The 15086-nt window shown below is 58.1% G+C and carries 11 protein-coding genes; 6 read left to right on the top strand and 5 right to left on the bottom strand.

The annotated features are described in order from the left end of the window. Nucleotides 1-855 precede the first annotated feature (855 nt). From WBP07_RS21275 to WBP07_RS21265, 3 genes are all read left to right on the top strand, one after another. A complete protein-coding gene (locus tag WBP07_RS21275) occupies nt 856-1095 on the top strand; it encodes a BA14K family protein (RefSeq protein WP_395396416.1) in 240 nt (79 codons plus the stop codon). A gap of 1625 nt (nt 1096-2720) precedes the next feature. Then, nucleotides 2721-3083, top strand: coding sequence for a hypothetical protein (locus WBP07_RS21270; protein WP_395396415.1), 363 nt, complete (start codon nt 2721-2723; stop codon nt 3081-3083). 493 nt (nt 3084-3576) lie between these two features. After that, nucleotides 3577-3981: a DUF6491 family protein gene (locus WBP07_RS21265; protein ID WP_395396414.1), complete on the top strand. Its 405-nt coding sequence runs from the start codon at nt 3577-3579 to the stop codon at nt 3979-3981. Between the two features lie 696 nt (nt 3982-4677). Here the strand turns inward: WBP07_RS21265 and WBP07_RS21260 are convergent. Both WBP07_RS21260 and WBP07_RS21255 read right to left on the bottom strand, forming a co-directional pair. Beyond that, a complete protein-coding gene (locus tag WBP07_RS21260; protein WP_395396495.1) occupies nt 4678-5238 on the bottom strand; it encodes an opacity protein in 561 nt (186 codons plus the stop codon). Between the two features lie 1012 nt (nt 5239-6250). Then, complete coding sequence (locus WBP07_RS21255) at nt 6251-6730, bottom strand: MucR family transcriptional regulator (RefSeq protein ID WP_395396413.1); 480 nt, start codon at nt 6728-6730, stop codon at nt 6251-6253. Between the two features lie 563 nt (nt 6731-7293). Here WBP07_RS21255 and WBP07_RS21250 point away from each other — a divergent pair. Beyond that, entirely contained in the window at nt 7294-7545 is a 252-nt protein-coding gene (locus WBP07_RS21250; protein ID WP_395396412.1) for a hypothetical protein, read from the top strand. Nucleotides 7546-7844: 299 nt separating this feature from the next. Next, nucleotides 7845-8069 carry a hypothetical protein gene (locus WBP07_RS21245; RefSeq protein WP_395396411.1) on the top strand — a complete coding sequence of 75 codons (225 nt, stop codon included), beginning with the start codon at nt 7845-7847 and terminating at the stop codon, nt 8067-8069. 233 nt (nt 8070-8302) lie between these two features. On the opposite strand, the gene WBP07_RS21240 is transcribed toward WBP07_RS21245, so the two are convergent. The 3 genes from WBP07_RS21240 to WBP07_RS21230 form a co-directional block, all read right to left on the bottom strand. After that, nucleotides 8303-8521 carry a hypothetical protein gene (locus WBP07_RS21240; RefSeq protein WP_395396409.1) on the bottom strand — a complete coding sequence of 73 codons (219 nt, stop codon included), beginning with the start codon at nt 8519-8521 and terminating at the stop codon, nt 8303-8305. A gap of 490 nt (nt 8522-9011) precedes the next feature. Further along, nucleotides 9012-10220, bottom strand: coding sequence for a MucR family transcriptional regulator (locus tag WBP07_RS21235; protein ID WP_395396408.1), 1209 nt, complete (start codon nt 10218-10220; stop codon nt 9012-9014). 756 nt (nt 10221-10976) lie between these two features. Next, entirely contained in the window at nt 10977-13571 is a 2595-nt protein-coding gene (locus WBP07_RS21230) for an HWE histidine kinase domain-containing protein (RefSeq protein ID WP_395396407.1), read from the bottom strand. 296 nt (nt 13572-13867) lie between these two features. Here WBP07_RS21230 and WBP07_RS21225 point away from each other — a divergent pair, with 296 nt between their 5' ends. Continuing rightward, entirely contained in the window at nt 13868-14599 is a 732-nt protein-coding gene (locus tag WBP07_RS21225) for a Crp/Fnr family transcriptional regulator (protein ID WP_395396406.1), read from the top strand. Nucleotides 14600-15086: the final 487 nt, after the last annotated feature.

Raw genomic sequence — 15086 nt, 5'->3', positions numbered from 1 at the left:
AAGCCGTTATGCGAGGCTGGCGAACATCGCGAACCAGCCGAAATGGACGGCGGTGTTCTTGGGCTTTAGCGAAACCATAAGTAGGTCGATTTCCAGGGCAACCGCTTCTGCGATGGCGCGAGTGGAAACCCTTCTTCAGCCACGGCATGATAGCACCTACCGGTTCGGCCGCGCTCCACGGCTGAAACGTAGAGCTTCGCCACTTCCAGTACATGCGGGAGCCAGCTGACGGTTGGAGCCATCCCCCATACAGCCGACGGCACCCTCATTGCCAGCTAGGTCAATATGCAGGAGATCGGCCCGTTCCGATATCGCGCGGGGATTGGAAATGCTCCAGATCGAGCAAATTCTCCTGAGCCAGACAATCTTGCTTGTTGTGCCCATGTCGCAGCCGGAGGTGATAACTAAGGAGCGATCCGAGCAACGGTCCGGAGGCAATGGTTCAAGGATAAGACACGAAGATCAAAGAGCGGCAAGGCCGCTGAAAAGAGGCCGCCCCTGGGACGGGGCGGCCTCTAATTCGGTGCGGTCGGGGGTGGGGTAGCCGACACCGGACTGCCTTGGGGACAGTACCGACTAAATCTCCCGCGAGGCTGATTTGTTCCCCGACCTGGTCAGAAAATCGTTGAGATGGCGCGAAAAGCTTCCCGCACACGAACCATCCCGTCCACCTGTGCAGGTTTGCCGCAAGGTTGTCTGGCACCGGGCTATCTAGCGTGCCGCTTACTGCTAACGAACTCCCCGAACTCCCGCCCCCCCGGGCCCCCGGCCCCTCACGCCGCACGATCGGGAGCGAATTCGCACTTTCGTCGTTGAAGGCAGTACGAGGTTGCGAATACCAAAAAGGAGAGAGGAATGCGTTTATTGATTGCAGTCGCAGCGGCTTCGCTCGCAGTGGTAGGGGTGGCACAAGCCCAACCCGGGCCGAACGGTCCGCCCCACCGGACGCACCCGATGCCCGCTCCCCATCACAACCCGCCGCATTCCACGCATATGTCGGCACATGCGAAGAGCTGTGCGCACCGGTATAGGAGCTATAACCCTCACACGAACAAGTACCGGACGCATGACGGCCATTGGCGGACCTGCCGCTGACGTATACGGGGGGTCAGGCCGAAAGGCTCTGCCCCCCCGTTCACCGAGGTCTGGTCACGAGCATCGCTGCCGCCGCACATCATCTGTTCCGTACCAGCGCCCGAATACCTTGGGCGATCCGCAGCCCGGCACCCGCGTCGTCTGGGTCAGGACGCGGGCTTTCGGTATTGTTTCGATGGCTATAGGCCTCTTTATCTGCAACCTTCGCAGCTTCCTCAAGTGCAGCAATCCGCGCCTCATGGCGCATCTGTGAGACTATGGGGGGGACGATATCTATCGGTAGCCTGATATTTTGGGATCGGCCAGAATAAGAGCCGCCCTGATTGCAGTTGCCCATTCGCGGTCGGCGCTCATGATCGTGATCTCTGTCATGCGGCTGAGTCCATTTTTTTGTCCGGAGCGCTATGATTACGGCGACAGCGGAGGGAGCAGCGCGCGTAATCGCTGCCGTTTTTACGAGTTAGCTTGCGCCGATTATGTCAGCATTGCTGCTCTCCTGGGCTGCCTTCCTATTGAAGCGATGCAGCGAACGGATAGTTTCCTTTGTCCTTGTGCGAGGCGTTTTAGCGTGCGTATCCGCGCGCGATCGGGAGGGGCGACAGACCGTGACGGCGCCGCCAGAGTTTACGTCTCTAGGAGGCGAAATCATCGGCTGCTGCGAGGAAACCCATGACTGAGCGCCGACTGGTGCATCGGCAGATTGTAAAATCGACCTAACCAAAGAGCGGCAGCAGGTGCAGTTTTCGACTGGTTCCGACAGCATCGCTGTAGGCGTGATGAGCGCCGCACTGAAAGGAGCGCGTTTTACTTTATTATTAGTTGCTATCCAAAGGTAAATACTCGCGAGTTTTGCCTGCCATCGACCCAGGAAAATGCGCGACCGATTCGTCAACCACCATGATTATCGTTCACCGGACACGCAGGAAAAGGCCAGCAGCCCAATCGGAGTTCGGGAGAACGTTCGAATAGACTGAAGAATTTTTCGCCGCCAACCAGCTCATCTTCTTCTGTCTCGCTAAATAGGACATGCTGGCTTTACGTCCAATGTGCGCGTTTCGAGAATCGCGATGGGCATCGCTTGCTCGCCCAAAAGCCTTTGTCCAATTGTTTAATGGTGATAAATTCCCTTACGGCTTCGTGATTCGCCTCAATATTGACAATTAGCTAATATAGTTACAAACTGTTTCCTCTGGGAAACGAGATTGAAATTAATGTAATTGCCCTGTGGCGTGCGTCTGGATTTCTCCGGATGGCTTTCTCTCGAAGGTAAGCCGTAATTTTCTTCCTGCGCTATCGACACGTGAGGCGGAATTCGATGAGATCTTGACGCTGCAATTGGCACACGCATCACTTTAAGAGTTCGGCGCCGCATTTTTTTGCGTTTCTCGGCGCGAAGCCGGCTAGATGAAGTAAGTGCAATGCAGACAGATGACCGGGAGGCGTGGAGTCAGACCCGCCGACGCTCGAGTCGTGGGCAAACATTTCCCATCGCCGGCACCAATGTCGTCAGCAGTGATGCCGCGTGCAGCTTTGGAACGCGCGCAGGTGCGTGCACCGCAGGAAGGCTGGAACCGAGAGCGCTGACATTTACTCGCACCAAGCAACTTAACGAAAGAGAGAAGGCTATGCCGTTCAATTTCGCAAAGTACGCTGTCATCATGCCGATGGCTCTCAGTTTAGCCGGGTTGCCGTCGCCCACGATGGCGCAGCCACCCGCAAGATCCGCTTTCGACCGCGCTGTCCTCGCGCAGCTCGACGCACCCACGCGGGCCGCTGTCGAACAGCGCGCAGTTAAGGGGAACACGGTAACGGGAGTAGTCGGTACAATGCTGCTGAACAATTATTACGCGGCCGGAGCCCGCAAGCCCGGCGAGGCGCTTACCGTCGTCGCGGTGGACTTCGCGCGCGGTGCTGTAGTGTTTCGCCGATCGGCTAACGTTTTCGAGATGCAGCGCTTCAATCCCCAGAACCTGCATATACAACGTTGATCGCCCGGCGCCTGGCTACGCCAGTTTTCGTGACTGCCTGAGGGACTGGGGCAGGCTCAACTTCTCGCAGCGCTGTCCCGCCCTAACCATGCGGCCGCGGCTTCGATGCCTGCTTCGGTTCGCTCAGCAGTTCTGATGCACCCCCGGGGGGGGGGGGGCGGAGGCTTACGGAATACAGAGCGACGCCGGCCCGCCTGGGATGCTGCCATGCTCTCCCCCGCGTCTATATCACGCACAAGAGCGATGTGGAGGCGTCCGTATCGCTGCGCTTGTCCGAGTTAAGCCGCCGCGCCGATCCGATATGCAATGCTTGAGCGGGCCATCCGTAAAGTCGCTCGGTAGCGACACCTTTTGCGAATGCAGGGGCGCGGTGCGGAAGAGATAACCCGCAGTCACAGGGACTGGACGTCAACAGCGGAGGGCGACGAATGCATGCACGGCGCCGTGCCGAACCGGCGCGCGACATTTCGTCAGAAGGCGAAGGAGAAGAACCATGACAAAAGTCACAGTTTCAGCGGTAATGGTCGCATTTCTCACCATGACAGGATGCGCTGCGGACGAACATGATACCGCGTCCGCAGTGCGGCAGCCACGACAATGCTTCTGGGCGAACGATGTACGCAATTTCAGAGCGGTAAATTCCACGACGGTCAACGTACGTGCTGGTCGCGACGTCTATCGTCTGGACCTCATGGGTATCTGTCCGGATATCAATTGGAGCGAGCGGCTCGGATTGGTGACGACAGGAACCTCGTCAATCTGTTCTGGCGCCGGATTGGGAACGTCAATTGTAACGCGGCGATCGGGTGGTCGCGGACAGCAGCGCTGTCCCGTACGGGCTATCACCGTGTTGACACCTGAAGAAGTGGCGGCAATGCCTAGCCGCGAGCGACCATAACCCAACCGAATTCGTTTCGTACAACCGTTGGCCCCACCTTTCCGTCAGGTTGACTGAGCGACACCGATCACAGCTATTTGCACCGTGATCGCTGGCATCATACCGTACGCCTGTGCAGGCACCTCTACTTGGAAAACGCGGGTGTCTATACGGTTGCAGTGGGGGGACTATTCATTACTGGTCTTTGCAACAGAATCGGCTTTGCTTATCAGAGAGCATCTTTTGTCGAGAAAGGACTTAGAATGAAAACAACGCCTGTCCGCCGTCGCCGCTTACTTCGTCTGCCTCCTACAATAGTCTAGCGGCGTGATCCAACGGATTGGATTTCGGCAAACGTCATCGAGCCCGAGGTGGGGCAAGGTAGTCTAGAAAGCCTTTGGTAGCCGCAGAGATGGATCAAGCCACATAAGCTGAAAGCGCCACTATGCAGAAAGCATAGAAGCGTGGTGGGAGTAAGTAAGTGCTCCGTTCTATCCTATTTCGGCTGGTGCGGTAAAGTCAGGATGTTGACTGATCGTTTGTGTGCTAAACTGTGGAATTTCGTTTTCGCAGCATCAGGGAGACGATTCTTTTCAACCGCGAAAAGGGTTTGGCAAACACAAGCCTGGCACGGCGTCCTCGGTGGCTTTTGACGTCGTACCAGGCTTGTACTTCGAAAGGCCTCGCAGAATTTTCCTGCGGTACCTTTCGCTTGCTTCAGAAGTGGGCGATAATGCCGGCCATCGGGCGGATGCTGTCGAAATCGTATGTTTCAGCCGAGAGGCGCAGTCGAATGCCGCTCTTGCCGGTCACGCCCCCAAGACCGATATCCTTCGGTCCAACTTCGACGCCGACACCGTAAATCCAGTCCTTCTCGTTACCGTAGGCACGCCTGCCGTTCACCCACTGGTAGCCAGCCGAAGCATAAATCAGGCCGCTTTCACCGGCTCGTCCGCCGATCCGTCCCTTCACGCCATATTCCCAGTCGATGTCGCCGAAACCTTTGGTGCCATTACCCTCGACACCGACGAAGACTGGGCCAAGCGGAACATTGACCCCGACCACACCGCTGACCAGACCGCCGTTCATGCGGCCACCGCGCGGCGAGCCGAACTCGCTGTTGCGCGAGAATTCGTGGTAACCGCCCAGAATGCCGACGTAAGGTTCAATACCAAACGCTTCGCTCCCATCGGGCGCGGTCGCTTCCCCAGCCTCTTGAGCGAAGGCGACAGTGGGTAGCGCCACGGTCAAAGCCATGGCGAGTAGGTACTTCTTCATGTTGAGCTCCAAAATACGACGCCGGTTTACCGGTGTGCATGCACTTGAACCTCAAACTGTCCCCGTGGTTTCGCCACCCCTGTCGAGTTCGTCAGAATAGTGACATTTCTGCACCACGCTTAATAAACGCCGTGCCCCTGATAAAAGAACGAAACCTCCAGTTAGTTCTAGGCTATTTCATTGTTCGAGGCAGCTCCTGAGGCGCTGTCACGCTCGGCACGCTGAAATTTAATTCCTTCCTGTCTGGAACCTGTCTTTGGTAGGTGCGCTTAGCAGGTATCGCAGCTTCTCTGCCCTCACGGAGAAGCTAGGCATGCGATCCACCTCCGCCCCGCGGCTCTCGTCGTCGGGGCTTTTTTTCTAGATCCATAGTGTTTGTATTAGCGCGTCTCTCCGGATCGTCGCTGCGTCCAGATTGCGGTTCGGGTGTGATTGCGCGCGCCTCGCCCGGAGCAATGACAGTGATGCGTTTTGCGTCCACGCCCTTGCTCTCAAGATAATCGCGCGCGATACCGAGAATGCCGATCAGCGCGAAGACAATGGTTTTTTTGCTGTATAAGTGCAACGCTTAAGGCTCCCGGGGTGGCGACGTAACCGGGCTGCCACAAATAACCCCGTTTGCGTTGGTGCCTTCGCGTGCGTTCGTGCCCCCGACATTGACCCAAAACGTGTGGTGCTGCACGCAAGGAGCGAGGGGTTCCGCACAATCCGCATCGATTTGACCGCTGGATTGCGGTTGCTCGGTCGTCATTCACTACAAATGTCGCGCGCGACGGCTTCCGGATCATCGCTTCGACCAATCGCGCGAATGGCAGAGGTAATCAGGTAATCTGCCTGTGCTTCGCCATAGACGGGCACTCCGCACAGCAAGGTTGCCTGTCCGGTATGGTTTAGAACTTCGCAACAGGCATTCCTATATCGCCGCCGAATGCCGATCGAGGGGCACTCCCTCTCCATGGCAAGTTTGCCAACCGCGTCTGGCGCGAATTGGCAACCCGCGGGATCCGAGTGTTCAGTCTGCCTCGATGTCAGTCCTGGACATGGTTCTGACGCCACCGGACCTGCCCGCTTCGTCGGCAGCGGTTCGAACCGCTTTCCTGCGGCCGCCTCTCTGTCCCAGACCGATCTCTTTTGCCATTTCCGACCGCCTCGCGGCATAGTCGGGCGTTACCATCGGGTAGTCCGACGGCAGCTTCCAGCGTGAACGATATTCCTCAGGCGTGAGGTCGTGCTGCGCCTTGAGATGGCGCTTCAGAGTTTTTTGTTTCGCACCGCATTCAAGACAAATGATCACGTCCGATTTGACCGATGACCGTATCGAGGTGGCGGGTATCCGCTCCTCCTCAACCGCCACTGGCTCTTTTCCTAGATCGGCAAGCGAACCGTAAACCGTCTCGATCAGTTGGGGTAACTCGTCGTGGGAGACCGAATTGTTCGTCACATGTGCGGTGACAATGTCACTCGTCAGTTCAAGCAGGACTTCTTTCATCATATTAACTTGCTATCCGCATCAAAAAGTGAATCGCACGGCAATAGACAAGCATCGATAGCGTATCAGTGCAAGCTCCGTCCGGACGCAGACAGACGCCAGCCGGCAGCATGCGATGCATTCACAGCGCACGCAGTACCAGAATCGGCACTAGGGCATGTTTGCATTGCCGCCGCTAAATTTGCTCGCCCTGACAAGCGGCGCCGACGCGCAGCTGCCCCTTTCGGGCTGTTTGCCGTTCCGTTTGCGCACGCAACGTTTTGAGGGCAATTTTGACAACCCTCTACCTGGCAACCCGGCTTCCCGCGCACTTGGGATGATGTCGACTGGCCCCGCGCTGCCGTGCCGTCCATATCAGCTGCGCTTTGCTCAGGATGTCTCGCTCAACGCGGGAAAGCGCATTCGCAGATACGAGGGGCCGCCGCGTCGCCTGTATTTCAGACCTCATCCGCATCGAGACCATGCGGATCCATTATGGGTGTGATCGATCTCACGATTCCTGAAGACGAGAATCGCCTATGGGGGGATCGCGGATGCGTCTCCTGATCGAACTACATGAGGACCCCATGACCCTGGACATGTTGCTCGCCACCGCAGTGGATATGGCCGGAACGTCGATGCGCCTGATAGCGACCTGCACCGGCGGCGATGCTGGAACTGTTCGGCTAGCGAACGACGATGCGATTGCGGCTGCACGCGAATTGCGCCGGCTTGCCGATGTGATAGAAAGTCTCTCGCAGCGATCCCGTCTTTCGACAGACGTCACGGTAGACATGCGGCTTTTCGCAGACCGGCTGGTGGCTGCCTCGCTCCACTAAGGTGGGCCGTACCGTGTTACGGCGCGGGAAAATCGCGGAAACCTGCCTTGATCGGCCTCGTCGACAGAAGGCGCAGGGAAATTCAGCCGCGACGCTCAGGAGGACGGGAAAACCCGCCGTCGCTGATTTCGTGGTCGAAGTGAGCCGGAACAATCTGCCCCCGATCAACTTACGGATAGAGTTGGAACATCTGCGCCGGGGGGCCATCTTCTGAAAGGCGCGGCCTCCCGGCTGATACCAAAAGTTGATTGCCCTGGGCCAATGCCGATGGCACGGAATATGTCCCAAGGAACAAGGCCATGACTGCACTTCAGACCGACGCATTCCACGCCATCGAAAAACTCGTTTCGCGCCTTTCACCCCAACCTGTCTGTGACGACTGCATCTCCCAGACTTTGGGGCTGTCTTCTTTCGATCATGCCGAGCAGGCTACTCACGAGTTGGCCGGTGCCAACGGATTCCAGCGGAGCAAGGACGTTTGCAGCCTTTGCGGAGAGACGCGTTCTGTCATCGCACGGCGCTGAAACTATCCCCGATAACATGGGATGGAAGATAAGTATGACGGCCGAGGAGCCCCCATTTCGCGAGCCCGGGTAGCCAGTCCCGATCCGCTCACCCGGCAGGGATCCGCGCTGGGCAGTTGATATCGGGAGCATAGGCGCATTGACCATTGCGAACTTTGTGACGGTTGTCCCCCTTCCGTTCACCGGATTTCGTCGCTTGATGGCTTCCGCTCGGTTAAGTCGCAAAATATCTGTCAGGCCGTCTGAAATCTGGCGGAGCGATCATCGCTCGGCCCCCACCGAATGGTGCATAGCTTGCGTGCACCTTGCCAGAGTTCGGCGCCTCCGTTGATTCTCATTGATGCTTTACGATGAGCGGTGACCAGCGCATCGGCGGCGTCTTCGGCACCGAAATCGAGCCGTAATGCGCCAGCATTCCCGTCATCCGGGAACTTTAGCGTGTAGATTTTCATTCAGGTTCCTCCAGCGCGCCAGGGCAGATTCCGGCTTGGCGGCGACACGGCCCGATAACATTGTGCTGGGTCAAATTCGAGGCCGGCAAGCCGACTATTGTGGGTGATTGACCGAAGATGGCTTCGGCCCGCTACCACCTGACGTGAGCATCGCACCCTCTCGCCGCTGCCGAGCGAAGATCCTCGGCGCAACGGTTCTGGAAGACGAGGGGCGAGGGAAGGGCGAGTCCGGCAGCCCCCAGTGTGTCAGACCGTTTTTGCTAAAATCGAGTGGCCCACGAATTCACGCTAAACTTCAGGTGCCCGTGCTCGAAAGACACCGGCGTTCGCGTTCGGGAGAGATCATCCGCGGAGCCGGACAGAAAGTTTCAGGATGCTCTAGCGCGCTACAGGAACTGCATTGGCAGCACGATTGGGGCGGTATCCAATCGAGGAAACCGCCCCCGTCGAGGCTTCAGGCCGGCGGCTGAATGCTGGCCGGCCTTGATCGTCAGGTTTGTGTGCCTGCAGGATTCTGCTTTGCAGCCGCCTCAGGCACGGCCGATCCGGTCGTTGCCGGCGTAGAGGAAGGCACCGACCTCTCGGCACCCGGTACTTTGATTCCAAGCTTCGCCCGGCCTTTCTTAGGTTCAGGAGAATTGTTCTTAGCCTTGGTAGTTGCCTCTGGCTTTGGCCCATTGGGCTTGGCTGCCTTGGGAGCCTTCGTTGCCGCAGGCTTTTGGGCGGTTGGCGCCTTTACGGCGGCTTGGGCGAGTTCGGAACTTGCAGGGGTGGAAGCAGGTATGCCTACCGTTTTTTTACTGGCCTTTGCGGTACGGGCCTTAACGGGCACCTGAACAGTCGTTGCGGCCGGGGGCGCAACAGCGTCCTTAGCCGCGACGCTCGGTGCAGGTGCGCGCGCCATGCGGCGGGACGGTTTACTGGCTGGCTTTGCAGATGTCGTGTTCTGGCTCTTCGCCTCGACGATCTTACTCGCTTGGGGTTTCGCCTCCTGCGCGACGGTCAAGTTGGCAACCGGGGCGACGGCCAGCTTGTGCCCCTGCTTGCCAGCAGGCTGCGCTTCACTTTTTGCGGAGGCTTTCGACTTGGCAGCCGCAGCCTTCGCGGCTGGTGCCGCTGCTAGAACGGTGGCCTGCGGCAGCCGAGATGCTTTGCTGGAGGGCCTGGTTGAAGCCTTCGTGTTGCTCCTGGCTACCGGCGCCGTCGAGGCGGTTGCTTTTTTGGCTGTCGGCTTGCCGGACTTCGCAGATGGGGCGGCCTCGGTCTGCGGGGCATCGGGGGTAGCGGGCGCCTTATTCGCCGCAGCCTGGCTACCGCCAAGTCCCGATGCCTTTGCAAATGCCCGGCGCTGCTCGGAATAGCTCGGCGAGACCATGGGATAGCTAGCCGGAAGGTTGTACCGCGCGCGATACTCTTCCGGGGTGAGGCCGTTATTGGCAAGATGCCGCTTAAGTGTCCTGTAAGGCTTCCCATCGATCATGCTGAGGATGTGATCGTGGGAGGCCAGGCTTTCCTCGAGGGATACCGCCGGCGCGAATTCCGTTTTTTCCAGTTGAGCAGAGGCTTTGCCTGCAAGCGCTGTGCGGGTGGATTCGATCAGAGCGGGCAGATCGTCACTGGAGACCGCATTTTTTGAGACGAAGGCGCTCAACAGTTCAACTGTCAGGCGGGCGAGCTCTGATTGCTCGTTCTCGGGCATGGAAGATCCCTCTTTTGGGCTTTTCTGAGAGAAGCCCTTGTCTTCGCAATTTTCGGCCAAGTAAAGAGGTTGTCGCGCAATTTCAGACAATTTCGGATATTGCTACACTGCAGTCTGGTGTGCGTGAGCGGTATCCGGCTTCCACTCGCTCACGCAACGTAGTGCCTCCGGGTGAATACACCATTTATGCGCGCGCGATCAGTGTAGTCTGTGCCCTACATGCCGGAGTTTGCGGCGGCTTCGACAAGAGTAGCCCCCTGCATCAAGGCAGGGAAGAGGCATGGCATCGCACTGCCTGGCATCTTGGGACAGCAGGTTTCTGGTGATGAACGTTGCCGTGCTTATCGTTCCTCACTATCTGACATCCATGCGATCGCAGGTCTGGCGAATGTCTCAAGGGGCAATACTGCTCGGGCGGATGCCCCGATACCTGGACGATACCATCATTCGCGTTCCTCTGGGTGTCACGATTTCTGCCGGCAGGCCGGGCATTTGCCCTCGCAAGGCTCGTGGTATGAGCGAGCGAGCTCCTTACCGGATTGTCGACTTGCGCCGGCAAGGGCTGTCGGGGAACTGATTTCCGGGATTTGAATTGATAAAGAATGGATAAGATTAGCTACCATCGCGAACAGGCCGAAAGATGCCGCAGGATGGCTCGGCTGGTATGCGATGCCTCGTCCAAGCGGCAGCTCGTCGGGATGGCCAATGAGCACGCCAGACAGCAAGCCGCTCTCGAGAGGCGGCTACATGCCTAATCTAATCGCCCGCAAGCAGTCTTTGTGCTTCGTACAATTGCGATAACACACCCTTTGCACTCGCGGGTTTTCGGACGATAGGCACATCCCGAAGATGTTCTGGAATCATGACGCTGTCTCCGTATCCTGTAGCGAACACGAACGGGATGCCCATGGCAACAAGGTGATCCGCCACTTCCTCCGACGTGGTTTCGCCAAGATTGAAATCCAGCACTGCCACGTCCGGTTTGTAGGAACTCAGGCTTCGCACTGCATGCAGCGCATCTGGAGAGAGCCGCACTTCCTGTGCCCCCAACCTGCGAAGCAACTCCTCGGTATCAAGCGCAATCAGTGACTGATCCTCGACAAGAAGCACGGAAAGGCCCGCGAGCGATGCTACGGGTCCGAGGTTCTCCGCGTCGGCAGCGGGAAGGGCGGGACCCTCTTTGGCGATAGCAGCGTGCTTGACAGGGATCGTTAGCTTCGCGGTTAGACCGGTAACAGGAAAATCAATTTCGACCGCCCCGCCCAGATCGTAGACCATCGTCGTTTGTATCAGTTTCGATCCAAAGCCCCGGCGGGAGGGAGGCGACGTTGCGGGCCCGCCCGTTTCCGTCCACCGGATCACACAACCTTCTTCGGCTAAGGTCCAACTTATCTTCAACTGCCCCTCATCCGCCGACAGGGCCCCGTATTTCACGGCATTCGTCATCAATTCATGCACGACCAGCGCGAGAACACCGAAAGCGCGGTCGTTCAGCTGGATTTTGTCGCCTTCAGTCACCACACGGTCTGGGCCGGAGCCATAGCGGTGCAACCCCGCCTCAGCCTCGATCAGCGTGCCGAGGTCACCGCCTACCGAGGCACTGAGCGATTGGTCGTGTGCGAACGCCAGCGCGCGCAAACGCCCTTCGAACGATGCCGTGAAGTCGGCAACAGTCTCGGCGTGCGCACCTGTCTGGACGGCAATCGATTTGATCAGGGTGATGATATTTTTAACGCGGTGATTCAGCTCATCGTTGAGGACGCGCCGACGATGTTCCAGCCGGCTGCGCGCATCGGCCGTGATCTCATTTTGCTTGAGAAAGACGTCTCGCAGATACGTCCGCACGGCATCGGCCGCAGCAAGATCGGTTTCGGTCCAAGGCCTGCACTTGCCGCGCACTTCCTCGCGCCAAGTCTCGAAACTGCCGCGTGGAGTGAGGCGATCCCCATCCATCGTGCTGACGGTGAGTTTCGTTGGCTCGCCGGCCCACTCAATTTCATGGGCCTCCTCGCTACGAAAGATAAGTAAGTAGTCACGCGGCGTGGAAGTCAGCGGAATTGCGAGAACCCCCGCGACAGCCTGCCCGAATTCCGGCGACCCGGTGCTCTCGTTGAGATCCTGAGTGTGCCACAGTCCCAGCTTGGACGGCGCCGATCGCGGATGGGCCTCGCGCTCGCCCGCGAGATATCGGACGAGGTCCAAGGCCGTCCGCTCTTCCGGCGCAGTACCAGAGCTTGACCAGCGGTCTTCCGCCCAAATCCCGACACCGTCGCAATCGAAAAGTGCATTGAAAGCCGGAAGATTCTCACGCAAGCCTTCCATCAAGGTTTCATCCGCAGCAAGGCCGGCCAGGATTTTGTCGAGCCGCTCCCGCGCAATACCAGACGCGATGATGTGTGCACGTCGTTCGGCGACCGACACCTGCAGCGAAAAATAGTGGCCGAAAAGTTCGGCGCCAATCCGCAAAGGGATCGGCACAATGCGCGGGCTGTCGTGATGACAGGAAATCAGGCCCCATAGCGCGCCATCGATAATGATGGAGATCGAGAGGGAGGCATGTACCCCCATCTTTCGAAGATATTCGCAGTGGATGGGCGATACGGATCGCAACTGAGCAAACGACATGTCGACGGGCTGCTCTCCTGCCTTGATCGGTGGATTCAGCGGGACCGGAGCATAGTTGGCATTTGCGATCATTCGGATCGCATTAAGCTCATAAAGACGGCGCGCCTGGAAGGGAATATCCGAAGCCGGAAAATGCTGCCCCATAAAGCTCTGTAGATCGGCGCGTTTGGACTCGGCGATGACCCTCCCTGCGCCGTTATGGAGAAATTGGTAGACCATTACGCGGTCGTAACCAAGCATGGCCCGGACAAGGCGAGCACCCGATTTTGCCAAGGTTCCGATTTCTGTTTCCGTACCGATCCTGCGAACCAGTGTCTGGGTAAGATCAAGGGCGTCTTTGGCGCTCTCTCCGCCGTCAGGCGAAGGCTCGAACTCAATGAGCACTCGATCCTTGTAACGGTGTACGATCATGTCGACCAGAGCTTTGGCGTGGGTCAATCTCATCCCAAGCTCAACACCGGCGATCTCGCCGCCGCCGGATTTGGCACTCGCGTTCCGGATTGTATGGGCAGCGTCCGCACCGATCAGTTCAATCAGGTCTGCGCCCGGCTCGATGGCCCCGGTAATGCCGAGCAGTTCGTTGGCGTTAGCTGAAGCGAAGAGTACCCTATAATCCAGTGGCGAGACAACCAGCATTGCCCCATGGGGTTGGATGCTCCCGGGGATTTGGATTGGTTCGCGATCGCAGTTGGTCAGATCGACCTTGAACGTGGTGGGCAAAGCCATTTCGATATATCCCTGCGCCTTACCGGACCCGGCGGCTTGTTTCTGCTAGAGGAGGCAACGAAAATCTGCGGCGCACGTTGCCCAAGACAATTCGCATCACAATGTTTTTGACTGGCGCGATCTGGAGGTCGAGGTTCCGAGACAGCACGACGACCCTTCTGCGCATTGGAATCGCCGTGTGAGGCCTCGCACCGCGCACGTGGTGAGTTATGCGCGCTGGTAACATTGTGCAAGCGAAGCGTCTGTCCACTAGTGCACCGAAACGGTGCAACCGAGGGGCTGCCTGAGGAGAAAATATGTCGGTGCCTGCACCTGAAGAGTTGGCAAATAATACGCTGCTGGCGACCTTGAGTGACGCCGATCGCCTTAGGCTGGCTCCGCATATGCACGTCTTCGATCTCAATGCGCAGCATGTCCTTCAGCACGCGGGCGACGAAGTGATCGACACTTGGTTCCCGTGTGGTTCGGCGATGGCCGCTTTCTGTGTCATGACAAAGGAAGCGACGGCCGTCGACGTCGCTCTCATCGGACGGGAGGGAGCGATAGGGGGCATAGTTTCCAATGGGCACGTACCCGCGTTCGCCACAGCGCAAGTACGCTACGGCGGGCGTTTTCTCCGCATCAAGACTGCTGCGCTGGAGCAGGCAAAACTGGACTCTCTGGCGCTTCGCCATTGGTTCTCCCGCTATTCCGATTGCCTTCTCGCTCAGGTCTTCCAGACAGCGGCCTGCAATGCGACCCATACCATTTCGCAGCGAAGCGCAAAGTGGCTTTTGGCGGCCGCCAGCCGTACGCAAGGGCATCGTTTCCATATGACCCACGAGCAACTCGCTGAGATGCTTGGCGTCGGGCGCTCCTTTGTAACGCGCGTAATAACCCGATTACGGGATGCCGGGATGATCGAGACGAAGCGAGGGGTGTTCATCATCAAGGATGAACTGCGTTTACAGCGAGCCGCTTGCGATTGCACAACGATGATCGAGGATCATTTTGATACAGTCATGCATGGGATTTATCCGCCAGACTAAACGTCTCGGGCGGAACGGAAGTCCAAGCCTGCCGTACGCTTTCCTGTTGTCAACAAATCCCACAGCGCCGCTGCGCTGGCTCGCTGATGGCACATTGTCGATTGCAAGAGACCGGGCTGAAGACCGCGCTTCGTCATGGAGCCTCCCATTAAGAAAAATCCAGTTTCTGCGCCGACGGAACTGAGGCGCACCGTCCGCCGTTAGGCAGGAGCAATGAACTTAAGGAACAGCATTTGGCGATGCATGGAATCACAGCGGCCGACCGAGAAGCGGCAAGATTACTACGCGAGACATTGGCTGATATTTGCGGTTTCTGGCACCGAGCCGATGACGATGGCCCGCTCTGTCAAGCTTTAGCACGGCATCGTGTGGAGGCGGAGGAGCGGCTTTCCATCAAACTGGGACCGTTTCTAAAAGCGCCGACATCGGAATTGTCTTCAAGATCGGCGCGGGGAAATGTCAAAACGCTGTCGCAGCGCCAAAGAGC

The sequence above is a fragment of the Novosphingobium oxfordense genome, assembly GCF_044029435.1.
Taxonomy (GTDB): domain Bacteria; phylum Pseudomonadota; class Alphaproteobacteria; order Sphingomonadales; family Sphingomonadaceae; genus Novosphingobium.
Note: the sequence above shows the minus strand (reverse complement) of the source record. Positions and strands in the feature narration are given on the sequence as shown.

Coding starts and splice junctions, on each gene's coding strand:
- WBP07_RS21275 (WP_395396416.1), top strand. CDS start 856: ATGCGTTTATTGATTGCAGTCGCAGCGGCTTCGCTCGCAGTGGTAGGG.
- WBP07_RS21270 (WP_395396415.1), top strand. CDS start 2,721: ATGCCGTTCAATTTCGCAAAGTACGCTGTCATCATGCCGATGGCTCTC.
- WBP07_RS21265 (WP_395396414.1), top strand. CDS start 3,577: ATGACAAAAGTCACAGTTTCAGCGGTAATGGTCGCATTTCTCACCATG.
- WBP07_RS21260 (WP_395396495.1), bottom strand. CDS start 5,238: ATGAAGAAGTACCTACTCGCCATGGCTTTGACCGTGGCGCTACCCACT.
- WBP07_RS21255 (WP_395396413.1), bottom strand. CDS start 6,730: ATGATGAAAGAAGTCCTGCTTGAACTGACGAGTGACATTGTCACCGCA.
- WBP07_RS21250 (WP_395396412.1), top strand. CDS start 7,294: ATGACCCTGGACATGTTGCTCGCCACCGCAGTGGATATGGCCGGAACG.
- WBP07_RS21245 (WP_395396411.1), top strand. CDS start 7,845: ATGACTGCACTTCAGACCGACGCATTCCACGCCATCGAAAAACTCGTT.
- WBP07_RS21240 (WP_395396409.1), bottom strand. CDS start 8,521: ATGAAAATCTACACGCTAAAGTTCCCGGATGACGGGAATGCTGGCGCA.
- WBP07_RS21235 (WP_395396408.1), bottom strand. CDS start 10,220: ATGCCCGAGAACGAGCAATCAGAGCTCGCCCGCCTGACAGTTGAACTG.
- WBP07_RS21230 (WP_395396407.1), bottom strand. CDS start 13,571: ATGGCTTTGCCCACCACGTTCAAGGTCGATCTGACCAACTGCGATCGC.
- WBP07_RS21225 (WP_395396406.1), top strand. CDS start 13,868: ATGTCGGTGCCTGCACCTGAAGAGTTGGCAAATAATACGCTGCTGGCG.